The sequence below is a fragment of the Dactylosporangium sp. NPDC005555 genome (assembly GCF_040605635.1).
Classification (GTDB): domain Bacteria; phylum Actinomycetota; class Actinomycetes; order Mycobacteriales; family Micromonosporaceae; genus Dactylosporangium.
The window spans coordinates 126,886-150,340 of record NZ_JBEXDG010000001.1 but is presented as its reverse complement, the minus strand read 5'-3'; the positions used below and the strand labels follow the sequence as shown (position 1 = coordinate 150,340).

Sequence of the window (23,455 nt, the reverse complement as noted above, 5' to 3'; positions counted from 1 at the left end):
CCCGGAGCGGCCGACCATCTGCGCCGGCCAGCCCACGCGTCACGGGCCAGAGCACGGCACACGCGGGAAGTGGGAGCCGGTGAGGCCCGGTGCGCCCGCCGTCCCACTGGACAGAGGACGCACCGGGGGTTCTGGGCAGTGGGAGCCGTGGTGCTGGTCCCGCTGGTGGGAGCTGATGAGACCTGGTGCGCCCGCCGTCCCGCCGGACAGAGGGCGCACCGGGGGTTTTGGGCAGTGGGAGCACTGGTGCGGGTCTCACTGGTGGGAGCTGATGAGGCCCGGTGCGCCCGCCGTCCCGCCGGACAGAGGGCGCACCGGGGGTTGGGCAGCGGGAGCTCTGGTGCGGGTCCCGCCGGCCGGTCGGACCCGTCCTGCCCCGTGACGGGACGGGTTGCTGGTGGGGCCGGTGCCGCCCGCCGCCCTCCCTCGGTGGGCGGCACCGGGGCTTCAGACCACCTGGACCAGGGTGCACTGCCAGGTGGGTTGGCCGGGGGTCCGGCGGGCGGAGCGTTCCAGGCGGACGGCCATCGCCCAGACGGCGGGGCCCTGTTCGAGGATGGCGACGAGTTCGGCGATGCCGGGCAGGGGCTCGGTGACCAGCATGCGGCGCACGCGAACCAGGTTGCCTTGGCGGGCGGCGTGGGACGGGGGCATGCGGACCCGGACGGTGCGGCGGATCAGCTGGTCGGTGACGGCGCCACAGTGTTTCGGGTGGGTCATCTGGCGGAGGTGGGCGGCGGGGCGGTAGCCGTTGAGGATCTCGACGCACATGCCGACGAACCGTTGGGCGGCCGCGGCCGGCGGTGGCAGCGTGGGTGCGGCGGCCGGTGGGGGTGTGCGGGCCGGCCTCGCGGGGGCGGGTGCCACGCCGGGGAACGCCAGCCAGTCGCCCGGCAGGAAGTCCATGCCGGCCGGGGGCTGGGTGGGGCGCCGGACCTGGGTCTCCTCGCACGGCGGGTCCAGCGGTGGCGCCGGTCGCGCCACGACGGCCGGGCCGGTGAGCCGCGACCTCGCCTCGACGCCTGCCGCGGCTTTGACGATGCCGGCCGTGCCCGTGGTGGCGGTGTCCACAGTGGCGGTGTCCACAGTCCCGGTGCGCGTCGCCGCGGCGCGGGTGGTGGCGGAGCGTGCCGCGGCAGTGCGTCCCTTGGCGGTGCGGGTGCCGCGTGTGGCCGCACCAACGTCGGCAGTCGCATTGGCAGCGGCAGCTCGGGTGGCGGGGCGGGTGGTGGCGTTACGAACGATGGCGGTGCCTGCCGTGGTGACGCCCACGGCGGTGGCCGGAGCGATGGAACCCGCGGCGGTGGCCGGAGTGACGGTGCCCGCGGGGGTCGCCGGAGTGACGGAGCTCGCGGCAGGGGTGGGAGTGGCGGCGTCCGCGGTCGCGGTGGCGGGAATGGTGCTGCCCTCGGATGTGGCAGTGGTCGTGGTCGCGGCGTTGCTGCCGGGACCCGCGGCGGGGCGGGGTGGAGTAGGTCTGGTGGTGGGATGACGACGGCGCGGGCGAGCCGGAGTCGTGGTGGGCGCCATGACTGATCCCCCGATCCTTGCGTTTGCCTACGTTTGCCTCCTCCGTTCTAAGACTCGCTCAGAGCTGAGTCAAGGCAAACGTAAGCAAACGCAAGATCAACTAGACCGGAAAGAGATGATAAAAGCGGTAAAACAGACTCCGTCGCTTTACGCGAACCCGCCGTCCGCGGAGTCGTCGTCCGAGCGGTCGACCAAGGGGTTGATGCGGACCCACTCGGCGGTCTCGGCGTACTTGCGCTCGATGTATTCCTCCAGCTTGGACCGCTCGATCCGCCACTGGCCCCGCCCACCGACCTTGATCGCGGGGAGTTCGCCGCTGCGGACCATGTGGTAGACCTGCGAGGTCGACACGTTCAACTGCTCGGCGACGTCGGCCATGAGCAGGAATCGCGGCTCCATCGCCTCAGTTTGCCACCGTTCGCCCCCGACAGGCTGCGACGGTCCCGAAAGAAGGAGACACGCGGGGCGTTTCCGTGTCAAAAGCCGGAGCAAGGGTGTAGGACAGGTGTCGTGACGAGTGACCTCACCCGCGTGTACCTGCCCGCGACCCTGGCCCAGCTGGCCGTCCTGCGGGAGAGCGGCGAGCTGCCCCCGCCGGCCGAGGCGCACGCCGTCACGCCGGCCCTGCGGGAGTGGTATGCGGAAGGCGACGAGGAGGAGCTCGAATACGTCGCGTTCACCCGCGCCGCGCAGAGCGCCCTGCGACTGTTGCGACACGACCCGAAGGCGCCCCGGAGAAGGGTCGTGCTCTGCGTGGACCTTCCGGGGAGCACGCTGAAGATGGCCGGCCTGGACCTCGGCTCGAGCCAGGTCGAGGTGTCGGGCAAGGTGCCGCTGCGGGCGGTCGCGGCGATCCACGTCGACGGCGGCGACGCCGAGGCTGAGGTGTCAGCCGCGGCGGACGTCGTGGAGGAGGCGGCGGCGGGCGACCCGGATGCCCAGTTCACCGTCGACGGCGCCGAGGATCACGAGCTGGAGTGGTTCGACCCGTCGGAACTGGACCAACTCGTAGGCTAAGGCCGGCGCATGGTCCGGCCGACCAGGATCATCGCGACGAAGGCGCCGGCGAAGAGCACGATCATGCCGTGGTTGACCTGCTCCGGCAGCCGGCTGTAGATGATCTGCGCGTCGAAGGAGCTGTAGTCCTCGACGATCGCCGTGAGCGGCAGCCGGCCGAGCCAGCCCAGCAGCGTCGCCACGAGGGTGAGGACGCCCGCGGCGGCGCCGGCCGCCGGGTACACGGGCCACGGCAGGGCGAGACCGGTGCGCCGCAGGAACAGGAACGCCACCACGCCGGCCAGGACGCCGCTCAGGACGGACGTGGTCAGCTGCAGGCGCGAGGCCGCCTCGGCCATCGTGCCGACGGTCTCCTGGTTGCCGAAGAGGTCGACGAGGTCGTTCTGGAAGTAGGCGGCGACCAGCCCGAGCGCGGTCGCGGCCACCCCGCCGGCGATCCCGGCGATGACCGCCTCCAGGAAGCGGATCGCCGCCGCCGCGCCACCGAGGGCGCCCGTCACCGCGACCACCGCGGCCACGTACGGGACGGCCGGGCCATGGTGGTACGCCACCAGCATCCCGCCCATCGAGAGCAGGCCGACGGCCAGTCCGGCGGCGGCGCCGGACAGCAGGGGGCGCCATGGCAGCATCCCCACGGCGACGACTCCGGCGGCGGCGCCGGCCAGGATCGTCGCGAGCAGGACGCTCGGCAGCACCAGCGCGGCCAGGGTGGTGACGAGGAAGTCGCTCGCCGCGTTGGCGACCACGCTGTACGTCGACCAGAGCGTCAACGCGAGCAGCGCGAGCGCGACGACGACGACCGTGTACGGCCGGCGGTCCAAAGAAGAGGAGACGACCCGGTTTGCCACGAGCAGCAGCGTACGCGGCAGCGACCCTAATGACCGTTCAGGGACCCGTGGGAGGATGGAGAGGATCCCGCCAACGATGATGTGGAGTGCCGTGATGGATGGCTTGTTCGCCGTGCCCGACCCGACCAACGAGCCGATCCGCGGCTATGCGCCCGGGTCGGCGGAGCGGGAGAGCCTGCAGCGCCGGCTGGCCGAGCTGGCCGGTGAGCGGTTCGAGCTGACGATGACGATCGACGGCAGGCAGCGGATGGCCGCCGGCGACCCGATCGACGTGGTGCAGCCGCACAATCACCGGCACGTGCTGGGGGTCACGCACAACGCGACCACGAAGGACGCCGCCGACGCCGTCGACGCGGCGAAGCGGGCCGCGCCGGCGTGGCGCGACCTGCCGTTCAGCGAGCGGGCCGCCGTGTTCCTGCGCGCCGCCGACCTGCTCGCCGGGCCGTGGCGGGACACGCTCAACGCGGCGACCATGCTCGGGCAGAGCAAGACCGCCATCCAGGCCGAGATCGACGCGGCCTGCGAGCTGATCGACTTCCTGCGGTTCAACGTCCATTTCGCCCAGCAGATCCTGGCGGAGCAGCCGAAGTCGTCGCCCGGCGTGTGGAACAGGTTCGACCACCGGCCCCTGGAGGGCTTCGTCTACGCGATCACCCCGTTCAACTTCACCGCGATCGCCGGCAACCTGCCGTCCGCGCCCGCCCTGATGGGCAACACCGTGCTGTGGAAGCCGTCGCCGACACAGCAGCTGGCGGCGCACCTCACGATGCGGCTGTTCGAGGCGGCCGGCCTGCCCGCCGGCGTGATCAACCTGGTGACCGGCGACGGCCTGGCCACGTCCGAGGTCGCCCTGGCCGACCGCGACCTGGCGGGCATCCACTTCACCGGCTCGACCGCGGTGTTCCGCACGCTCAACCGGATCGTCGCGGAGCGGGAGTTCCGCTCCTACCCGCGCATCGTCGGCGAGACCGGCGGCAAGGACTTCGTGATCGCCCACCCGTCCGCCGACCCGGCCGCGCTGACGACGGCGCTGATCCGCGGCGCGTTCGAGTATCAGGGTCAGAAGTGCTCGGCCGCGTCCCGCGCCTACGTCCCGGCCAGCATCTGGGCGAAGATCAAGGAGCAGCTGACGGCAACCGCCGACGAGCTCACCTACGGCGATGTCACCGACTTCGGCAACTTCGGCGGCGCGGTGATCGACCGGCGGGCGTTCGACCGGCACGCGCAGGCCCTCGACCGGATCAAGAACTCGCCCTCATGCAGCGTCGTCGCCGGCGGCACGACCGACGACAGCGAGGGCTTCTTCGTCCGCCCGACCGTCGTGGAGGCCACCGACCCCACGCACGAGGTGTTCACCACCGAATACTTCGGGCCCATCCTCGGCGTGCACGTCTACCCCGACGCCGACTACGACGCGGTCGTCACCCAGGCGGAGTCGGTCGCGCCGTACGCGCTCACCGGCTCGATCTTCGCCACCGACCGCACGGCGATCGAGCGGGCGTCCCACGCGCTGCGCTTCGCCGCCGGCAACTTCTACGTCAACGACAAGCCCACCGGCGCGGTCGTCGGGCAGCAGCCCTTCGGCGGCGGGCGCGCGTCGGGCACCAACGACAAGGCCGGCTCCTGGCACAACCTGCTGCGGTGGACGTCGCCCCGCACGATCAAGGAGACGTTCGTGCCGCCGACCGACCACCGCTACCCCCACCAGGGCTAAACGCGGACGGGTGCGACCGCGACGATCTTGTCCAGGGTGAAGGCCCGGTCGTCGCGGCGCAGCCGGCACCACGCGTCGATGGTGCCGCCGGACAGGTGCGCGTTGTCGATGACCCGCTCGGAGGCGCGGCCCTGCGCGTCGACGTAGCGGATCCACACCGGCGAGCCGTCCTCGACCGCGGTCGCGAGCAGCCGGGCCTGTTCCGGGCGCAGCTGCGGCGCCTTCTGCCGGATCATCTCCAAGGGGTCGGGTCTGCGCTGCGATGGCACGAGCAGCCGCGCCGCCAGCTCCGAAGGATCCACGGTGGGCCGGACGGCGGGCCGCGCGTGGTCGACCCTGGCGCGGTGCAGCCGGACCGGCCCGGCACCGGCGTCGCGGGCCGGACGGTAACCGGCGGCGCGCAACGCGGCCAGGGTGTCGACCGGCGACAGTGCGGATCCGGCGACGGTCGGCGCGACCCGGTGCAGCTTCAGCGGCGCCAGCACCTCGGCGCCGACGATGTCGTCGAGCAGCGCCGTGTCCTCGCTGACGATCACGCTGCCGACGCCCCGCACGTGCAGCTCGTCCGCCGGCGGGGCAGGCAGCAGCCGCTGCGCGACCTCGGACAGGCTCCGGCCGTCGGCGAGCGCCCGGCCGATCGGGCTGAGCGCACCGGACGCGCACACACCGAGCAGGGTGGCCTCCGCGACGATGTCCCGCACCGCTGACCCGAGATCCTCCAGGGACCTCGTCGGCAGCGGCGCCGTCCACCGTACGAGCGGCGCCAACGACACCACGTCGGCGACGGCGGTGTCCGGGGGCAGCTCGTGCATCGCCCGGACGACGACCTGCCGCAGCGGCGCGCCGGACCACCATGCCTTCAGCAGCCTGGCGAGCCGGTCCGCGGGCGCCCGGCCGGCCCAGTCGTCATAGGACGCCGCCGGCACGAAACGCACCCCGTCCGCCCCGAGCAGCCGCGCGGCGACCGCGAGGTCCGTCAGCAGCGCCACCGTCGGCTCGGGCAGCCCCGTCGCGAAGGCCAGGCGGCGCTGCTCACGGACCGCGACCCCACCCGCACGCTGCCGGCTCAGCGGGCGCGCCGCCGCGGCGTCCACCAGCACCGGCAGCTGCTCGAGCAGCAGGGTCGCCGCCTGTACCGCGGCATCCCGCACCGCCGTCCGGTCGGCGGGCAGCAGTGTGGGCGCCGGCGGCACCGGCTTGAACGCCTCCTGCTCGACAGCGGCGGGCAGGTGCGCGGCGGTGAACAGCGCCGTGTCGTCCTCCGCCGGCCATACGAGGGCCCGCTGGAGCAGCACCTGCAGCGTCGCGTCGAGGGCCGGGTCGTCCGCGGCGACGCCGAGCCGGTCGGCGAGCTCCGGCAGCGGCACCGGACCACCCCCGGACATGGCCTCGAGGACCTGCACCGCAGGCAGCGGCAGCCGGGCGACCACCTCGTCGATCCCGGTCCTGGCGGACAGCCGCGCGGCCAGTTGCACCAGGTCCTCCGGCGGCGGCGCGCCGAGCGCGTCCGGACGGCGGCGCAGCACCGCGCCCAGCTCGTCCTCCGCCAACCGTCCCAGCCAGCTGACCAGTGCACCTCTCGTCACGAGTGGTGACCTTATAGGTTTGGGAGGTGACCAACCCATCGCCCGGCAACGCCGACGAGCTCTGGCAGGACGCGCATTTCGGGGAGCAGGGCGGCCGCCTCACGTACGGTGACTACCTGCAACTGTCCGGTCTGCTCGACGCACAGGTCCCCGAGTCGGATCCCGCCGCGCACGACGAGCTCCTCTTCATCACCATCCATCAGGTGTACGAGCTGTGGTTCAAGCTCATCCTCCACGAGCTCACCGACGCCCGGGACCGCCTGATGGTCGGCGAGACCTATCTGCCCCGCGTGCGCCTGGAGCGCTGCCTCGCCATCCAGCGGGTCCTGGTCGGACAGGTCGACGTGATCGACACGATGACCCCGCAGGACTTCCTGCGCTTCCGCAACAAGCTGTCCCCGGCGTCGGGGTTCCAGTCCGCGCAGTTCCGGGAGATCGAGTTCCTCTCCGGGATGAAGGATCCGACGTACCTGCAGCGCTTCCGCGGCCTGTCCGATCTTGAAACCTCCCGGCTGAACCGCCGGCTCGACGAGCCCAGCGTCTGGGAGGCGTTCCTGATCAGCCTGGAGAAGGCCGGCTTCGCCGTCGCGACCAAGGAGGACCGCATCGAGTCGCTGCTCACCATCTCCCGCGACCGGGAGCACCACGGCCGCTTCTGGGACCTCGCGGAGACGATGGTCGCCCACGACCAGGCGTGGTCGCTGTGGCGGGCCCGGCACGTCCTCATGGCCGAGCGCCAGATCGGCACCAAGGCCGGCACGGGCGGCAGCGCCGGCGGCGCCTACCTGCGGTCCCGGGTCGAGCTGCGCTTCTACCCGGAGCTGTGGGAGCTGCGCTCGCACATGTAGCGGCACTACTCCCTTCTTTGTGCCAACCGACCCACCCGGTCCGTCGCGGGGCATCGACGCGGGCCTACCGTCCTAGGTGATGGGGAGGGGTCCGCGATGAAAACGAAGACCTTGCTCGGCAACCGGTACCGGCTCGAGTCCGAGGTCGCCCGGGGTGCCATCGGCGCGGTCTGGCGGTCGTACGACGAGCAGACCGGCCAGTGGGTCGCGGTCAAGGTCATGCGCTCCGAGGCCGCCGAGGTGCCCGAGCTCGTCGACGGGTTCCTCGGCGAGGCCGAGCTGCTCGCCGGCCTGGACCACCCGTCGGTCATCCGGGTCCACAACCTGATCACCGGCAAGGGCCTGCTCGCCATCGCCATGGAGCTCGTCACCGGCCCTGACCTGCGCCGCCGGCTGCGCTCCGACGGGCCGCTGCCGCCCGCCGCCGCGGCCGAGGTCGTCGCGCAGGTCGCCGACGCGCTCGCCTACGTCCACGCCGCCGGCATCGTCCACGGCGACGTCAAGCCCGGCAACCTGCTCGTCCCGCTCGACGGCGGCCCGGTGCGCCTCGCCGACTTCGGCGTCGCCCGCCGCCTCGACCAACCGGCGGGCCCGACCCACGCCACGCCCGAGTACGTGGCGCCCGAGGTCGTCGCCGGTGGACTGCCCAGCCCCGCCTCCGACGTCTACGCGCTCGGTGTCGTGCTCTTCGAGCTGATCTGCGGTCGCAGCCCGTACCGTGGCGGATCCCCCAACGACGTCCTGCGCCGGCACGCCGACTGTGTGCCCGTGCCGCCGCCCGGGATGCCCGCGGCGCTGTGGCCGATCATCGAGGCCTGCATGGAGCTCGACCCGCGCATGCGCCCGGCGGCCGCGTCGATCGTGGGGCGGCTGCGGGTCGCGGAGGGCGCCCTCGACGGCTTCGAGCCGCTGCCGCGCCTGCCCGCCGAGGCGGTCACCTTCTGGGTCCGCTCCGCAGAGCAGACCGCGCCGATGTCCACGCCGGTCCGCCGCGTCGACTGGGTGCCGCTGCCGACCGCGCCGACCTCACCGGCCGCGGCGTCGGCGGCGCTGATGATGGCCGTGCCGATCAAGGACCTGCCGACGGAGCCCAACGGGCTGCCGCTCGCCGAGATGCCCACCCTGGCCCAGGGGCCCTTCGTCGTCCCAGCCGTTCCGGTCGTCCCAGCCGTTCCGGTCGCTCCGGCCGTTCCCGTCGCTCCTGCCGGGGCGGCGGAAGAGTCGCCGACCGAGGTCATCGTGCCTGCTGTGGAGCCGCCGACCGAGGTCATCGTGCCCGCCGTGGAGCCGCCGACCGCGGAGGTCGTCCTCGCCGAGCCGGTGAGCGGCGCGTCCGGTGGTGCTCTCGCCGCGCTGCAGCACGCGCTCGCCACGCCGGCCGCCACCTCCGCTCCGGCCGGGGCCGTCCTTCCGGCCGAGACCGCCGCTTCCGACGAGGTCACCGCTCCTGCCGGAGCTGTCCCTCCGGGCGAGGCTCCGGCTCCGGGCGAGGCTCCGGCTCCGGACGAGGTCGCTGCTGCGGCCCAGGCCGTCTCGGCCGAGGTTGCCGCTTCCGACGAGGTCACCGCTCTGGCCGAGGTCACCGCTTCGGACGAGGTCGTCGCCGTCGGTGAGGGAGTGGTGGCTCAGCAGGACCGTCCGGGTGAGGTGGAAGGCGACGGGCCCGCGCTGGTGACCGATGTGCCGCTCTGGGGCGGCGACCCGCCGGACGGGGACGCCGCGCCGGTCGTGGAGGAGGCCGCGGCACCCGCCCCGGACGCGTTCACGGTCGTGCTCACGCCTGGCATCCCGCAGCAGCGGGCCGAGACCCCCGGCGCCGTCCTGGCAGGGACCGATCCCGGCGGGGACGCCCGCGTGGCCGCCTCCGCCGCCGAGCCCACCCCGGCCCCGGCCGAGGAGAAGTCCACCGACGTCGTCGTGCACGCGGCGTGGCCCGTGCTGCCCGGGGCCGGCAACATCCCGGCGCCGATGGCCGCCGACCCGGTCTTCGCCGGACCCGCGGTGGTCGCCGACGCACCGGCCGACCCGTGGGACGCCGCCGAGGAGCCCCGGACCGAGGTGCTGGCTTCCGCCGTACCGACGCCGCCGCGGACTTCTGAGCAGACCCCTGAGCCGGCCGTCGCGCCCGACGTGCTGCCCTGGCTGCGCGCCTCCACGGACGAGCCGGGGGAGGAGGGTGCCGGCGACGGCGCGACCGGCCTGTCCGCCGACGCCCCGGCCCGGCGATCCGACCGGAAGGTCCTGGCACTGGTCGGCGGGGCCGTGCTGCTGCTCGTCCTGCTCGGCGTCGGCGTGGTGCTGATGGCCGGCGCGTCCGACGGTGGCAGGCCCACGCCGGTGAACGTGACCACGCCCGCCGGCGGGCCGAGCGCCGGACCGTCGCCTTCCACGGGTCCTTCGGCGGGTCCTTCCGAGGCGCCTTCGGGGGGAGCTTCCGGAGAGGCTTCCGAGGCGCCTCCGGTGGAGGGTTCCACCGCGCCGGGCGAGACCGGGAAACCGCCCACGAAGCGTCCGTCGACGGTGCCGTCGGCGACCCGGAGCCTTCCCGGTATCGGTGATCCGCTGCCGCCGTTCCCGACGATGCCGTCCTTTCCGCCGCCCCCGAAGTTTCCGTCCTAACTCGACAGTCGCGACGCGACAGTCGACAGTGGATTTGTCGAAATCCTGGACTGGGCCCGAGAAAGATGACAGCGTAGGGCGCATGGCGGAAAACGGAGTCAACGCGACCGCGGCGGCCCTGCTCGGTCTGCTGCACGAGGGGCCGATGACCGGCGGGCAGCTCATGGCCGCCGCGCAGCGACGCCTGGGCGCCTACTGGTCGATGACGCGAAGCCAGGTCTATCGCGAGCTCCCGGCGCTCGCCGCCGCCGGTTATGTCAAGCTCGGCAAGCCGGGCGCGCGGTCGAGTCAGCCCTATGCGATCACGCCGGCCGGGAAGCGCGCATTCACCCGCTGGCTGTCGGAGCCCGCCGGTCGTGAGGCGCTGCGCAATCCCGTCGCATTGCGTGTCGCGTTCGGCGTGCAGCAGACGGGCGCACAACTGCAGCAGGTCTATGCGCACGCCGCCGAATACCACAATGCGGCGCTGACCGAGGCGCGGGAAATGGCCAAAGAGGCGAAGAAGTCCGGCGACGAGTTCTTTGCCGCGTCGCTGGAGTTCGCCGTCGGATATCACAAGGCGGCCCTCGCCTGGCTCAAGGGCGCGCCCAGCAAATAGCCGGGCGGGCTTCGGCGTAGTCTTTGAGGGTGACCGCTCTCGACCACGCCGAATCGCTCAAGCACCTTGATGTCGTCCTGCGCAACATCGAGGCCGTCATCGACCTCAACCGGCTCCGCAAGGAGAAGGCCGAGCTCGAAGAGGCCGCCGCCGTGCCAAACCTGTGGGACGACCAGGTCGCCGCGCAGAAGGTCACGTCCCGTTTGTCCTATGTGCAGGGCGAGATCGGCAAGCTGGAGCGGCTGCGGGCCAAGCTCGACGACGCCGTGGTGCTGCTGGAGCTCTCCCAGGCCGAGGACGACGCCGGCTCGCTCGGCGAGGTCGCCGACGAGATCACCGCGCTGACGAAGTCGATCGAGGACCTCGAGGTCCGCACCCTCCTGTCGGGCGAGTATGACGCCCGCGAGGCCCTCATCACGATCCGCGCGGGCGCCGGCGGCGTCGACGCCGCGGACTTCGCCGACATGCTCCTGCGGATGTATCTGCGGTGGGCCGAGCGGCACGGCTACGCCACCGACGTCTACGACACCTCATACGCGGAGGAGGCCGGGATCAAGTCGGCCACGTTCGCTGTGAAGGCGCCGTATGCCTACGGGACGCTGTCCGTCGAGTCCGGCACGCACCGCCTGGTGCGGATCAGCCCGTTCGACAACCAGGGGCGCCGGCAGACGTCGTTCGCCGCGCTGGAGGTCGTGCCGGTGGTCGAGCAGACCGACGAGGTCGAGATCCCCGACGACGACCTGCGCGTCGATGTGTACCGTTCCAGCGGCCCCGGTGGTCAGGGCGTCAACACGACCGACTCCGCGGTGCGCCTGACCCACCTGCCCACCGGCATCGTGGTGTCGTGCCAGAACGAGCGCTCGCAGATCCAGAACAAGGCGACCGCGATGAACGTGCTGAAGGCCAAGCTCCTCGCCGTGAAGCGGGCCGAGGAGAAGGCGACCATGAATGAGCTGCGCGGCGACGTCCAGGGCTCCTGGGGCGACCAGATGCGGTCCTATGTCCTGCACCCGTACCAGATGGTGAAGGACCTCCGGACGGAGCACGAGACGGGCAACCCGTCCGCGGTCTTCGACGGCGACCTCGACGGCTTCATCGACGCCGGCATCCGGTGGCGGAAGCAGCGGGAGCTCAACCCCGCGTGACCCGTCCGGGAGTGCATGATCATCGCATTGGAGTGCGGCGATCACCTTCGGTGAACTTCAGGTGTGGGCCGTGAGTGAGGCGTACGTCACACTCGCGGCCGGAATCCAGCGCTGCCCTGCACTTCGGGTCAGCTCTTCGGGTTCGCATTTAGGGCAAACGCCGCGCGACGCACTTCGTGTACTTGGCGTGGATGTCACACCGCGTAGACTCACGTCCCGTGATTCGGCTTGACCACGTGACGAAGACGTATCCGAAGGCGTCCCGCCCCTCACTCGACGATGTTTCCGTCAACATCGAAAAGGGCGAGTTCGTCTTCTTCATCGGACCCTCCGGCTCAGGCAAGTCCACGATCATCAAGCTGCTGCTGCATGAGGTCACGCCCAACAAGGGCAAGGTCGTCGTCAACGAGCGCGACGTGACCTCGATGCGCTCGTGGCGCATCCCGGCGTTCCGCCGGCAGATCGGCTGCGTGTTCCAGGACTTCCGCCTCCTGCCCAACCGCACCGCGTATGAGAACGTCGCCTTCGCCCTCGAGGTCATCGGCAAGTCGAAGGGCGTCGCTCGCCGCGTCGTCCCCGAGGTGCTCGAGCTCGTCGGCCTGGGCGGCAAGGAGCACCGCTACCCCCACGAGCTGTCCGGTGGTGAGCAGCAGCGTGTCGCCGTGGCCCGCGCGTTCGTCAACCGGCCGCTGATCCTCCTCGCCGACGAGCCGACCGGAAACCTCGACCCGGACACGTCGATCGAGATCATGCGCCTGCTCGACCGGATCAACCGGACCGGGACCACGGTCGTCATGGTCACCCATGACTCCAACATCGTGAACCAGATGCGCCGGCGGGTCGTCGAGATCGAGAGCGGCCGGATCGTGCGGGACCAGCCGCGTGGTGTCTACGGCTGACACGTTCCGCCGTAGTCCACTCCTGACTTTGCCGGGTCCGCTGGGAAGGAACCCCACCCGATGCGCTTGAAGTACGTCCTGTCCGAGGTCCTGACCGGGCTCTGGCGAAACGTCACCATGACCATCGCGATGATCATCACGATGACGGTGTCGCTGACCATGCTCGGCGCGAGCCTCCTGCTGTTCTTCCAGGTCAACAAGATGGAGGACTTCTTCTACCAGCGGGTAGAGGTGTCCATCTTCCTGAGGGCCGACGTCACCGACGAGCAGCGCGCCAACATCGAAGGCGCACTCAAGGGCAGTGCTCTCGTCAAGGACGTGAAGCACGAGACCCAGGACCAGGCATGGGAGCGGTTCAAGACGCAGTTCCGTGACGCGCCCGACCTGGTGAACGCGACGAAGAAGGAGTCGCTGCCCGAGTCGTACCGCGTGAAGCTGAAGGACCCGACCAAGGTCAAGGACCTTCAGGACGAGATCCGGTCCCAGCAGGGCATCAGCGACATCGTCGACCAGCAGGAGCTGCTGAAGAAGGTCTTCGAGCTGCTCGGCGCCCTGCAGACCCTCGCGCTGACCGTCGCCATCATCCAGGGCGCCGCGGCGTTGCTCCTGGTGGCCAACACCATCCAGGTGGCCGCCTACAGCAAGCGCCGTGAGGTCGCGGTCATGAAGCTCGTCGGCGCGTCGAACTGGTTCATCCAGTTGCCCTTCGTCCTGGAGGCGGTCTTTGCCGGTCTGCTCGGCGCGCTGCTGGCGTTCGGCGGCTTGGTGGCGGCGAAGTTCTTCTTCATCGACGGGTCGCTCAAGGCCCTGGCCAATGTGCTGCTGCCGATCGACTGGGGCAGCATCTGGCTGATGCTGCCGGTCCTCGCCGGCGCCGGCGGCCTGGTCAGCGCGGTCACCGCCTGGGTCACCCTGCGGTTCTACGTGCGGGTCTGAGGTTCTTCGTTCGAAAGGGGGCGGGCCATCCGGTCCGCCCCCTTTCGTGTGTCCGCGCCACGCCACACCCTCCTGTTTCACCTGAAATCCGGACTTATGCGCCTTTAGCTGCGTACGGTAACCCTCAAGTGGTACTGGAGGGTTATGTGAACCGGATCAGGATCGTCTGCGCCATCGCCGCTGTCGTGCTGCTCGGCAGCGGCACGGCCGGGCACGCCGACGCCCGCGACGACAAGGCACGCATCGACCGCCAGATCCAGGAGACGCAGGCGACGCTCGAAGCCGCCACCGACAAGGCGCGGCAGGCCGCCGCCGACCATGCCGCCGCGACCGCCGCACTGCCCGGCGCGGAGGAGGCCCTCGAGGTCGCCAAGGGCCGGGTCATCGCCGCGGACGCCGCCGCCCGGCAGGCCCAGCGCGACCGTGACGCCGCGGACGCCGTGGTCGATGCCGCCGACACCGAGTACGACGGCGCCAAGGCCGATGTCGAGGAGGGCCGCGAGCACGTGTCCGCGTTCGTCGCGGCGGCGTACAAGGGCAGCGGCTTCGCCATGTTCAACTCGATCCTCGAGTCGGGCTCGCCGAACGACCTCGCGCTGCGCATCTCCTACCTCGACCGGGTCGCCGCCGAGAACCAGCGCGCACTCGACGAGCTGACCATCGCCAGGATGGCCGCCAAGCAGCGCTCCGACGTCGCCGAGCTGGCCCGCGACAAGGCCCGCCAGGCGGCCGAACAGACCCGTCAGGCGCTGCAGGACAGTATGGCCGCGCAGACGGGCGCCGAGCAGGCCGCCGCCGACGTCAAGATCCTGATCGACAAGAGCGCCCAGGCCGAGGCCGTCGCCAGCTCCGAGCGCACCGCCGTCCTCGCCCGCTACCAGCAGCTCAAGGTCGACAGCGACCGGGTCGCCGCGGAGCTGCGGGCCGCCGCGGCGGCGGAGGCTGCGGCCGCGGCGAAGGCGGCCAAGGCGGCCGGCAGGCCGAGCACCGGCGGCGCGCCGCTCACGACCGCGCTCCCGCCGAAGACCGGGGCCTTCTTCCTGATGCCCGTGCACGGCTGGAAGTCCAGCAACTACGGCATGCGCTTCGACCCGGTCTACAAGGTGTACCAGCTGCACGCCGGCATCGACGTCGCGGCCGGCGGCGGGCAGCCGATCCTCGCCGCCGCCGACGGCAAGGTGGTCCGGGCCGGCTGGGCGGGCGGCAACGGCAACTACACCTGCGTGTCCCACGGCCTCTATCAGGGCAAGGGGCTGGCCACCTGCTACGCGCACCAGTCGCAGATCCTCGTCCGCGTCGGGCAGGCTGTGCACCGCGGTGAGGTCATCGGCCGGGTCGGCACCACCGGCGCCTCGACCGGCTACCACCTGCACTTCGAGGTGCGCCTCAACGGCAGCCCCGTGCAGCCGCTGTCCTGGCTGCCCGGTTGCTTGTGCTAACCCGGTTGCTCAACGCGATACGCTGATACTCCTGTCAAGATTGCTGGAGGGGTCGATGCCGCGCGAAAAGGGACGCAAGGTCGTCGCGTCCAACCGGAAGGCGCGCCACGACTTCGAGATCCTCGAGACGCTCGAAGCCGGCATCGCGCTGACCGGCACCGAGGTCAAGTCGCTGCGGGCCGGCCGCTGCTCGCTCGTCGACGCCTTCGGGCAGATCTCCGACGGCGAGGTGTTCCTCCATGCGATGCACATCCCTGAGTACACGATGGGCACCTGGACCAACCACCCTCCCCGTCGCGTCCGGAAGTTGCTGCTGAAGCGCCAGGAGATCGACCGCATCGGCACGAAGGTCCGCGAGAGCGGCCTGACCCTGGTGCCGCTCTCGGTCTACTTCTCCGACGGGTGGGCCAAGGTGGAAATCGGCATCGCCCGCGGTAAGAAGTCCTACGACAAGCGCCAGACCCTGGCGAAACGTGACGCCGAGCGGGAGATCTCTCGCGTCATGGGCAGTCGCAACAAGGGCAGATCCGAGTAAATCGACCCCGCTGGCTGAGTAATGCCCGACGGGCGGGCGAGCAATGCGTACAGGCCATATAGTCCGTGCGTGACCGAGATTCGGGTCGATGTCGACCTCGAGCACCCGCCCTCCGCGGTGTGGCGCGCGCTCACCGAGGCCCACCTCGTCACCGACTGGCTGCCGACGACCCGCTTCATGATCCGCGAGGACGGCACGTTCACGTTTCAGGCGGCCGCGCTCGCCGGTCTCGAGGACCCGATCGAGGGCGAGATCGTCACCACCGAGGCGCCGCACCGCATCGTCATGCGCTGGTCCGGGGAAAACCTGCACACGGTCGTCGCGGTCGTCCTCGACGAGGTTGCCGGTGGGGGGACCAGGCTGGCCTTCACGCAGAGCGGGTTCCTGGGCCCGCAGGGGACGATGCGGCGCAGGACACTGCGCGGGACGTTCCAGCGGCTGTTCGAGGGCCCGCTCGCGGCGACCCTGGCGAAGCAGGCCGCGCCGCCCGCGTCTTCTGCCGCCGCCACGCTCGCCGATCCGGCGACGGTGGTCCGGCGCAACGACGGCGGGCCGTTCAACCGGCTGCCGCGCCAGCCCAACGCGCCGAGCCGCTCCGCGCCGGGGCTCAGCTCGCAGCGGCCCTCCACCGCGGGGCCGCGGCCGACGACGACCATGCCGGGCTTCGCCGCCGCAGTCCTGGGCGCCAAGGCGACCGGCGTCGCCGCGGTGCCCGCTCCGCCGCTGATTCCCGCCGCCCGCACCAGTGACCCATTGCCCGGCGCCGCGAGTCATCGGTCGACGCGGCCGGGGGCCGGCATCCGGGGGCTGGGCACGTTCGGTACCGGCGCCGCATCGGCATTTTTCGCTCTTGTACGCCGCAGCTGGCGCCGCCTGGTCACCGCGCGTGACTGGTCCGCGGACAGGCGCAGTCAGGCCGTCGCCGCCGCAGCCGCGGTCCTGCTGCTCCTGGCCATGATCGCCCTGCTCGTCGGCAAGGCCACCGCGCCGCACCCGGCCAAGCCACCGCGCACCGGCGGCGGTGTCGAAGGTCCACTCCAGGCCACGTTCCCGGCCGCGCCCGCCGAACGATCGCCGCGCCCTGCCCTGGTCTCGGCGAGCTCCGCGCCCGCTGTCGTCCCGTCCGGCTCGGCCGCCCCCGCGTCGAGCACCGCCGCGCCGCAGCTCACCGCGCGCACCCGTGCCGAGGACCTCACCCTGACCTCCTACCGGGTGACCATCACCATCGCCAACCCGGCGACCGCCCCGGCCACCGACTGGACCGTCGCCGTCACCCTGCCCCTGCTCGACCTCACGGTCCGCAACGTCGACGGCGCCGTCATGACCCGCACCGGCCTACAAGTGATCTTCACCCCTGTGGACAGCACCCGCACCGTCCCCGGCGGCGCCTCCGTCAGCCTCCGCTTCGAGGTCCAGGGCCTGGGCGTGCGCAACACCCCCCTCGACTGCACCATCGACGCCCGCCCGTGCACCCAGATATCGGGATGAAAAGCTGGCCGGGACGAGCTACTCTGGATCAGTCGCTCGTGGGAGCGGCAGCCAACACCACCCGCGCGGGGGTGACTGGTTTCGACTTTGTGCGCCGCGTTAGGGGAAGCGAGCCGAGGAAGCCGACGTTGTCTCGTGAATCAGTCGTCGGAAAAGTATAAGCGCCAATTACAAGCGCTCCGATCTCGCTCTCGCTGCCTAAGCAAGAGTCGTAGATCTGTCGGTCCGGGTTCGCCTTCGACCCGATCGCCGGCATCAGCTAGAAGGCTGGCCAACCGAGTCCTGTCGCGGGGCTCGTGCGGCGAGATTAATCGCGACTGGACCCGTCATACCGACTCGCTCGCGTGATCGGTAGGGCCGAGTAGAGACACAGCGAGCTGCGCTCGGAGAAGCCCTAGCAAAGCAACGAAGGACCCGGGTTCGATTCCCGGCACCTCCACCATGGAGGGCGTAATCGAACCCGCGCCAGCAAGAGCGGCGCGGAGGAGATCGCCATCAGAGGCGGGGTCACCGACATCGGTGGCCCCGCCTCTGGCTATCTCGGCCAGCGGCTTGACCTGGGCGCCGAGGTCATCGGACGCCACGAACGGCCCCTGGTCGTCGGCGTCGAGGTAGGCCTTGTCGAAGAACGTCCGGTTGAGCGCCTGCCGCGCCTTGACCCCGGCCTGGCGGTACAGCTCCTGCGGGTCGCGCAGGAGATCGAGCAGTTCCTGCATCGTCTCATGCGCCGCGCCAGTGTCCGGTGCCTCTTCGAGCTGGCGGGCGAGCCTTGACCGCTCGTCGCGGATGGTGCGGAGACGCTGGGCGATCTTGTCTTGCGGCCAGTCAGGGTCGCCGACGAGGTCGAGGAAGCGATCCTCCTGGGTGTTCAGCTTGGCGAGTTGTGCGCTCGTCTTCTGCCGGATGCTCTCGCGGGTCGAGGTCGACTGGTTCAGCACGTCGCCGACCCGCACGGCGATCCGGGCGCTGAGTTCGGCCGGGAGCATCACCGTGGCGTAATTGTCGATCATTGCGGCTTCGACCTTGGCGGTCGGCAGGTACGGCAGGTCGCAGAGGTGCTTCTGGCGTCCCTGGCAGAAGTAGTAGAAGTACAGGCTGCCGGTGTGGCTCTTGCCCCTCATGATCATGAGCCGCCGCTGGCACCGGTGACACCAGACGACGCCCTTCAGGTAGTGGTTGTGGGTGCGCTCCCGGGTGCCGCCGGCCCTGCGGAGGTCGAGCATCTTCTGCACCTCCGCGAAGAGTTCCTCACTGACAAGTGGCTCGTGCCGTCCCCGGTACTCCTGGCTCTTGTTGGTGACGAGGCCGAGGTAGTACCGCTCGCGGAGCAGGTTGCCGAGTGAGTTGATCGAGATCGGCGTGCCGACCGGGAACCGCTTCGTCGGCCTCGTCCTGAGACCCGCGTCGGTCAACGCCTCGATCAGCGCGTGGAATCCGTAGTCGCCCGTCGCGTACAGTTCGAACGCCATACGGACGAGCGGGCCGCGCTCCGGATCGACGTTCACTGTCCGAACTTCGCGACCCTCGAACGTCTCTCGTGCGTTCAGGTAGCCGATCGGCGCCTTGCTGACGGTGCCGCCCCGCGCGATCTTCTGGCCCATCTTGTACGCGATGTCGGCGCCGGCTGACCGGGACTGGTATTCGTTGACGCCGTCGAGGACGGTGGCGACCAGGTCGCCGATAGCGGTGTCCTCGGTGTAGTCCATGACCGAGATCAGCGTTGCGCCGGCTCTGCGGAGGTCGCGCTTGGTGATGGCCGCGTCGATGCTGTTGCGGTGCAGCCGGGAGCGGGCGTAGACGATCACGTAGTCGATGCCGCCCTCGGCCTTGAGCCGCGCCATCATCGCCTGGAACTCCGGGCGCTTGTCGGCCGTCGTCGCCGAGCGGCCCGGCTCGATGAACTCGGCCTCGATGTCTGCGTCGAGCTGTGCGGCGCGGGCCAGGATGGCGGCACGCTGTGCGGGCAGCGAGATGCCCTCGGGGTCGTAATCGGTGTTGACCTGACCGGCCGACGAGACGCGCAGGTAGCTGAACGCGCGCTTGCGGGTGGTCGTCGGCCGGTCATGCTGGCGAGTCATCTCAGTCCTCCGGTTTGGTCTGCTTCCGTTCTTCGGCCATCAGCACGAGCGCTCTGATGAGCAGGTCTTCATCGACGTGCACGAGCCGTCGCTTCCTGGGCTTGCGTCGGTGCGCGGGCGCCTCCTCCCTTTGTGTGCTGGACGTCCGTCCGTCGTCCGTCCGCGCGTCTCAGGGCGCAGACGCGTGCGCGTGGCGGACGGACGTCCGTGCGGACGTTTAGTCGGCGCGCCAGCGTCCGCGGCTGACTTGCCGGGCGGTGCCTTGTTCGGCGCGGGTTTGGAGTCGGTCGTAGATCCATGTGCGGCCCATTCCGGTGAAGTGCATGAGTTCGGGGACGCTGAGGCCGTCGCTGGGTGCGTCGCGGAGCGCCATGGTGAGGGTGACTTCGGGGTCGATGACTTCGCCCTCGATGACTGGCTCGTCGTCGGGCTCCTGTGTCGCGGCTTCGGACAGGGCGTCGAGGGTGGGTCGGGTGTCGGCGTATCGGGTTGCGGTGTCTTGGACGTTGTCGTCGGTGACGAGGTATGCGCGGGCGCGTCGGGGTTGGTTGTGGCCGTCGGCGAGGAGGTAGAACTTGCCGGGTGCGTCGAGGGTGTGGGCGTGCCAGCCGGCGCTGAGCATGCCGTTGTCGAGGATGAGGTCGACGTCGCGGCGTTCCCTGACGCGGAGGCAGATGCGGACGCTCATCTGCGACCGCAGTGCGCCGCCACCCATGGACTTCTGCGTCGGGCGTTGATTGGCGGCGAGGAGGGTTACGGCGACGGCGCGGCCGCGCCGGGCGATGGACTCCGCGGACTCGATGGCTTCTGGGGCTTGGTCGACGAGTTCGGCGTACTCGTCGACCACGATGACGAGCGCGGGCGCCTGCGGTATTGGTCTCCAGGCGCGGGAGCCGTCGCGGCTCTGTGCATCACCGCGGGCGTTGAGGATGCGGACGCCATCGCGGAGGAGCGCTGCCGCTTCGGCGGGCGTGGTGGCAAGCCTGGCGAGGCAGGATGCCCAGGGTCGGAGTTCCATGCCGCCCTTGAGGTCGATGCCCCAGAGGACCACGTCGGGGCAGGCGGCGAGGTTACCGAGGATGTTGTTGAGCCCGCCGCTCTTGCCCGAGTCGGTGGTGCCGCCGATGAGCACGTGCTTGCGCAGCAACGAGACTCGGACCGGTGTGGCGTCTTCGAACACGCCGAGTTCGATGGGGTCGGCGACCGATTGGACGCTCGGGCCGCGCCAGGGGATCGCCCCCGCGTGGGGGTCCTGGGCGAGAACCCGAACGATCGCGCGCCCGGCATGTGCTGGGTCTGCTTCGACGCGTACGGCACCGGTGCGGGTGCCGAGGCCGGATTCGATGGCTGGGACGCGGCTGATGACGTCGGCGACGGTCTGGCCGTTGCTGAGTTTGATGCGGGCGCGCCATCCCCAGACGTCGACCACGGCGGACATGACCCGTGACCCGGCGAGGCCTATGCTCTCGGCGATGTCCGGCCATGCCTGGATGGCGCGGTCGACGCGGACGCGTGCCCTGCGGCGTCGGTGTGCCCACCACGGCACGGCTCCGGTCAGAGTGCCGACGACGAGCAGTGTCGGGAGCGGGTCGTGCCACGGGCCGACCGCGACTGCGGCGGCGAGCCATCCGCCCGCGCATGCGGTCGCTGTCGCGGCGTAGACCCGTTCCTCTACGCGTTCGCCGCGAGTTACGACGCGAACTATTACGGCGGCTGCGCCGCCAACGACCCACGGCCAGGTGTTCGGATGACTGAGATGCAGGAACATCCCGAGGCCGAACAGGGTCAGGGCGGCCGTGAGCGGTGCGAGTTCGCTGCGGTAGCGGAACAGCAGCCTGGCGAGGTCGGCGAGGATGCTCGACTCGTCGGCGACGAGTATCAACGGTTGGCTGTGCTGCCGTCGCCATGACCGGTGTCGCCGGCTGTATGCCCTCACTGCTGCACCTCGTCGCGGAGGTATGCCAGGGGGTCGGTGTCGCCGTCGCGGTGCGCGTCGAGGGTGGCGCGGGCGGCTGCGAGGAGGTTCGCGTACTCCGTGCGGACGACGGTCCAGCAGCGTTGCCTGCCGCTCGATCTCGGCCAGAAGCACGGGGACGTCGGCGATGGAGGTCCAGAGCGCGACGCGCGTGCCACGATGGAGCGCGGCGTCCACGTGGGCGAGGACGGCGTCGCGGTCAACGGTGGGTCTTGGTGCCTCGGGCATCAGTTGGTGTGCGCCTCCTTCCGTTCGGGTGCTTGAGATTCCGCGGCGAGCTGCCGCCGCAGGGCGGTTGCTCGCGGTCCGGAGATGCGCAGCGCGGTGCGGAGCGCGTCGCGGCTGATGGGCCGGCCGTTGTTCGCGGCGCGGTGCTTGGTGTCGGCGTCACGGGCCGCCGTGAGGAGTTCGTCCTCGGTCCGGACCGTTGGCTTCTGGGCCGGACCCGAGTCCGGACGGGGGTCCGGACTGTCCTCGGGGGTCCGGACCGCGTGCCGGTGGGCGGTCAGGCCGAGGCCGGCCGCCGGTACGGCGCCGACGGCCACCACGACGGGCCAGGTCACGGTGATGAGACCGGCCGCCGCCGCGTGGTAGGCGGCGTTGCCGACGATGCTGGTGGTGATGGCGCCGATCGCGTTGGCGCGGGCGAACCGGACCGCGCGGCGCGGGTTGGTGCCGGACAGCCACACCCGGGCGGCTGTCATGGCGTAGGCGTCGATGGTGACGGGCAGAAGGATCGCCAGCCGGTCGGGCCAGCCGCTGAGCACTGCGAGGCCACGCAGGCCGGTGAAGCGGCGACGGCCGCGGACGTTGCGGCGATGAGCATTCCGGCGACCACCCAGCCGTCGCGTTGTCTGGTCATACGTCCAGCCCGGCGATGTAGCGGATGGCGGCTCCGGTCAGCCGGCCGATGTGGGGTCCGAGCGTGGACGTGGAGAGGAAGTAGCCGAACAGGGCGCAGACGGCGATGTGCCAGAGGGGCAGCCGGGCGTAGCGCCAGAGCAGGTACACGAGCAGTCCGAGCAACAGGACGGCTGAGACCGAGACGAACAGTGTGGGCTCCTTCTGGTCAGGCGTTCGGGGTGTTGGTGGACGGTCCGGGGTGCCGATGGATGCGGCCGGTGTGCCGTCGCTGCCAGCGGACCCGAGAGCGGCATTTCTTGCAGTAGGTGGAGTTGTCCCGGTCGAGCTGCGCGCCGCACGGGCACTGGCGTTCCCCATCGAGCGGGCCGGGAGAGGCAACTTCGTAGCTCCTTTCGGTAGGTCACCGGCCCTCCTCACTGATCTTGCACATGATGTACATGTGCAAGTCTAGAGCGAAGCGGAAGGCCGGTGAAAGTTCGTTGTGCTTCGATGCCATGAGCATGCGGCTAGGGCACGGGACGTGATCGGGTCATGGCTGGACGTGTTGAAGATGTCTCGCCTAAGGTGGGCATCTGCCGGGACGTCCTGCGACGGGGAAACGATGCCGAACGAACGTCTGCGATCAGCGCTGCTGGAACGCGGCCTCACGCCGACGAATCTCGCCGACGTGCTCGACGTCGACCCCAAGAGCGTCGAGCGGTGGATCAGCGGACGGCTGCCGTACCGCCGTCACCGCTACGCGGTCGCGGCGCACCTCGGCGTGGACGAAGCCTATCTCTGGCCGGACGCGCTGACCCGTGACCAGGTCGCGAACGCTTCCGAGAGCGAGATCATCAACATCTACCCGGCGCGGTGGACGGTGCCGTCGGACATGTGGCGGATGTTCTTCGACAACGCCGAACGCGAGATCGGTGTCCTCGCCTACAGCGGCCTGTTCATCCCCGAAGACGCCGGTATCCAGCGCATTTTCCGCCGTAAGGCAGCGGATGGCGCGTCCATCCGCATCCTCATCGGTGATCCGGACAGTGCCGAAGTCGTCCAGCGCGGCATCGACGAGGGCATCGACATGGACATGGCCGCCCGCTGCCGCAACGCCATCGTTCTCTACCGGCCACTCCGCAACATCGACGGCATCGAGTTCCGGCTGCACAACACGATCCTCTACAACTCGATCTACCGAGCCGACGACCAGGTCCTCGTCAACATCCACATCTACGGCACGCCCGCCTCCAACGCCCCGGTCCTGCACCTGCGGCACGTCAACGGCGGCGACATGGTCGGCACGTACGTGGAGAGCTTCGACCGGGTCTGGAACGCCGCCACACCATTGGAGTGA

At 70.6% G+C, this 23,455-nt stretch carries 19 protein-coding genes, 1 other RNA gene and 1 pseudogene; 13 read left to right on the top strand and 8 right to left on the bottom strand.

Annotation, left to right across the window (positions count from 1 at the left end):
- Positions 1–447 precede the first annotated feature (447 nt).
- Complete coding sequence (locus tag ABZS58_RS00815; protein ID WP_354776169.1) at positions 448–1,086, bottom strand: Rv3235 family protein; 639 nt, start codon at positions 1,084–1,086, stop codon at positions 448–450.
- A 591-nt stretch (positions 1,087–1,677) separates the two neighbouring features.
- Positions 1,678–1,929 carry a helix-turn-helix domain-containing protein gene (locus tag ABZS58_RS00810; protein WP_354776167.1) on the bottom strand — a complete coding sequence of 84 codons (252 nt, stop codon included), beginning with the start codon at positions 1,927–1,929 and terminating at the stop codon, positions 1,678–1,680.
- Between the two features lie 111 nt (positions 1,930–2,040).
- On the opposite strand from ABZS58_RS00810, the gene ABZS58_RS00805 reads away from it, so the two are divergent.
- On the top strand, positions 2,041–2,547 hold the full coding sequence (locus tag ABZS58_RS00805) for a hypothetical protein (protein ID WP_354776165.1): 507 nt from the start codon (positions 2,041–2,043) through the stop codon (positions 2,545–2,547).
- Here the strand turns inward: ABZS58_RS00805 and ABZS58_RS00800 are convergent.
- Positions 2,544–3,395, bottom strand: coding sequence for a hypothetical protein (locus ABZS58_RS00800; protein WP_354776163.1), 852 nt, complete (start codon positions 3,393–3,395; stop codon positions 2,544–2,546). The two genes, ABZS58_RS00805 and ABZS58_RS00800, sit on opposite strands and share 4 nt — an antisense overlap.
- 94 nt (positions 3,396–3,489) lie before the next feature.
- Here ABZS58_RS00800 and pruA point away from each other — a divergent pair, with 94 nt between their 5' ends.
- On the top strand, positions 3,490–5,109 hold the full coding sequence (gene pruA / locus ABZS58_RS00795) for an L-glutamate gamma-semialdehyde dehydrogenase (protein ID WP_354776161.1): 1,620 nt from the start codon (positions 3,490–3,492) through the stop codon (positions 5,107–5,109).
- Here pruA and ABZS58_RS00790 read toward each other — a convergent pair.
- Complete coding sequence (locus tag ABZS58_RS00790) at positions 5,106–6,695, bottom strand: hypothetical protein (RefSeq protein WP_354776159.1); 1,590 nt, start codon at positions 6,693–6,695, stop codon at positions 5,106–5,108. The two genes, pruA and ABZS58_RS00790, sit on opposite strands and share 4 nt — an antisense overlap.
- A gap of 26 nt (positions 6,696–6,721) precedes the next feature.
- Here ABZS58_RS00790 and ABZS58_RS00785 point away from each other — a divergent pair, with 26 nt between their 5' ends.
- From ABZS58_RS00785 to ssrA, 10 genes are all read left to right on the top strand, one after another.
- On the top strand, positions 6,722–7,543 hold the full coding sequence (locus ABZS58_RS00785; RefSeq protein ID WP_354776157.1) for a tryptophan 2,3-dioxygenase family protein: 822 nt from the start codon (positions 6,722–6,724) through the stop codon (positions 7,541–7,543).
- A 96-nt stretch (positions 7,544–7,639) separates the two neighbouring features.
- The gene (locus ABZS58_RS00780; protein WP_354776156.1) at positions 7,640–10,162 is read left to right on the top strand and encodes a protein kinase; all 2,523 of its coding nucleotides are present in this window, start codon (positions 7,640–7,642) and stop codon (positions 10,160–10,162) included.
- Between the two features lie 82 nt (positions 10,163–10,244).
- A complete protein-coding gene (locus tag ABZS58_RS00775; RefSeq protein ID WP_354776154.1) occupies positions 10,245–10,760 on the top strand; it encodes a PadR family transcriptional regulator in 516 nt (171 codons plus the stop codon).
- Between the two features lie 29 nt (positions 10,761–10,789).
- Positions 10,790–11,905, top strand: coding sequence for a peptide chain release factor 2 (gene prfB, locus ABZS58_RS00770; RefSeq protein WP_354776152.1), 1,116 nt, complete (start codon positions 10,790–10,792; stop codon positions 11,903–11,905).
- Positions 11,906–12,123: 218 nt separating this feature from the next.
- A complete protein-coding gene (gene ftsE, locus ABZS58_RS00765) occupies positions 12,124–12,804 on the top strand; it encodes a cell division ATP-binding protein FtsE (RefSeq protein WP_033367409.1) in 681 nt (226 codons plus the stop codon).
- A 60-nt stretch (positions 12,805–12,864) separates the two neighbouring features.
- A complete protein-coding gene (ftsX, locus tag ABZS58_RS00760; protein WP_354776150.1) occupies positions 12,865–13,740 on the top strand; it encodes a permease-like cell division protein FtsX in 876 nt (291 codons plus the stop codon).
- A 146-nt stretch (positions 13,741–13,886) separates the two neighbouring features.
- Positions 13,887–15,179, top strand: a complete 1,293-nt coding sequence (locus ABZS58_RS00755) for a M23 family metallopeptidase (RefSeq protein WP_354776148.1) — start codon at positions 13,887–13,889, stop codon at positions 15,177–15,179.
- A gap of 55 nt (positions 15,180–15,234) precedes the next feature.
- Positions 15,235–15,714 carry an SsrA-binding protein SmpB gene (smpB, locus tag ABZS58_RS00750; RefSeq protein ID WP_354776146.1) on the top strand — a complete coding sequence of 160 codons (480 nt, stop codon included), beginning with the start codon at positions 15,235–15,237 and terminating at the stop codon, positions 15,712–15,714.
- 69 nt (positions 15,715–15,783) lie between these two features.
- Positions 15,784–17,202: an SRPBCC domain-containing protein gene (locus ABZS58_RS00745; RefSeq protein WP_354776144.1), complete on the top strand. Its 1,419-nt coding sequence runs from the start codon at positions 15,784–15,786 to the stop codon at positions 17,200–17,202.
- A 67-nt stretch (positions 17,203–17,269) separates the two neighbouring features.
- Positions 17,270–17,644, top strand: a transfer-messenger RNA (tmRNA) gene (gene ssrA / locus ABZS58_RS00740).
- Between the two features lie 616 nt (positions 17,645–18,260).
- Here ssrA and ABZS58_RS00735 read toward each other — a convergent pair.
- From ABZS58_RS00735 to ABZS58_RS00720, 4 genes and pseudogenes are all read right to left on the bottom strand, one after another.
- A pseudogene (locus tag ABZS58_RS00735) lies at positions 18,261–19,280 on the bottom strand (recombinase family protein); the annotation flags it as partial.
- A 217-nt stretch (positions 19,281–19,497) separates the two neighbouring features.
- The gene (locus ABZS58_RS00730; RefSeq protein WP_354776142.1) at positions 19,498–21,432 is read right to left on the bottom strand and encodes an FtsK/SpoIIIE domain-containing protein; all 1,935 of its coding nucleotides are present in this window, start codon (positions 21,430–21,432) and stop codon (positions 19,498–19,500) included.
- A gap of 50 nt (positions 21,433–21,482) precedes the next feature.
- Positions 21,483–22,037, bottom strand: coding sequence for a DUF2637 domain-containing protein (locus tag ABZS58_RS00725; RefSeq protein WP_354776775.1), 555 nt, complete (start codon positions 22,035–22,037; stop codon positions 21,483–21,485).
- A gap of 76 nt (positions 22,038–22,113) precedes the next feature.
- Complete coding sequence (locus ABZS58_RS00720; RefSeq protein WP_354776140.1) at positions 22,114–22,281, bottom strand: hypothetical protein; 168 nt, start codon at positions 22,279–22,281, stop codon at positions 22,114–22,116.
- A gap of 439 nt (positions 22,282–22,720) precedes the next feature.
- Here ABZS58_RS00720 and ABZS58_RS00715 point away from each other — a divergent pair, with 439 nt between their 5' ends.
- On the top strand, positions 22,721–23,455 hold the full coding sequence (locus tag ABZS58_RS00715; RefSeq protein WP_354776138.1) for a helix-turn-helix transcriptional regulator: 735 nt from the start codon (positions 22,721–22,723) through the stop codon (positions 23,453–23,455).

Coding starts and splice junctions, on each gene's coding strand:
- ABZS58_RS00810 (WP_354776167.1), bottom strand. CDS start 1,929: ATGGAGCCGCGATTCCTGCTCATGGCCGACGTCGCCGAGCAGTTGAAC.
- smpB (WP_354776146.1), top strand. CDS start 15,235: ATGCCGCGCGAAAAGGGACGCAAGGTCGTCGCGTCCAACCGGAAGGCG.
- ABZS58_RS00715 (WP_354776138.1), top strand. CDS start 22,721: ATGCCGAACGAACGTCTGCGATCAGCGCTGCTGGAACGCGGCCTCACG.
- ABZS58_RS00775 (WP_354776154.1), top strand. CDS start 10,245: ATGGCGGAAAACGGAGTCAACGCGACCGCGGCGGCCCTGCTCGGTCTG.
- ftsX (WP_354776150.1), top strand. CDS start 12,865: ATGCGCTTGAAGTACGTCCTGTCCGAGGTCCTGACCGGGCTCTGGCGA.
- ABZS58_RS00780 (WP_354776156.1), top strand. CDS start 7,640: ATGAAAACGAAGACCTTGCTCGGCAACCGGTACCGGCTCGAGTCCGAG.
- pruA (WP_354776161.1), top strand. CDS start 3,490: ATGGATGGCTTGTTCGCCGTGCCCGACCCGACCAACGAGCCGATCCGC.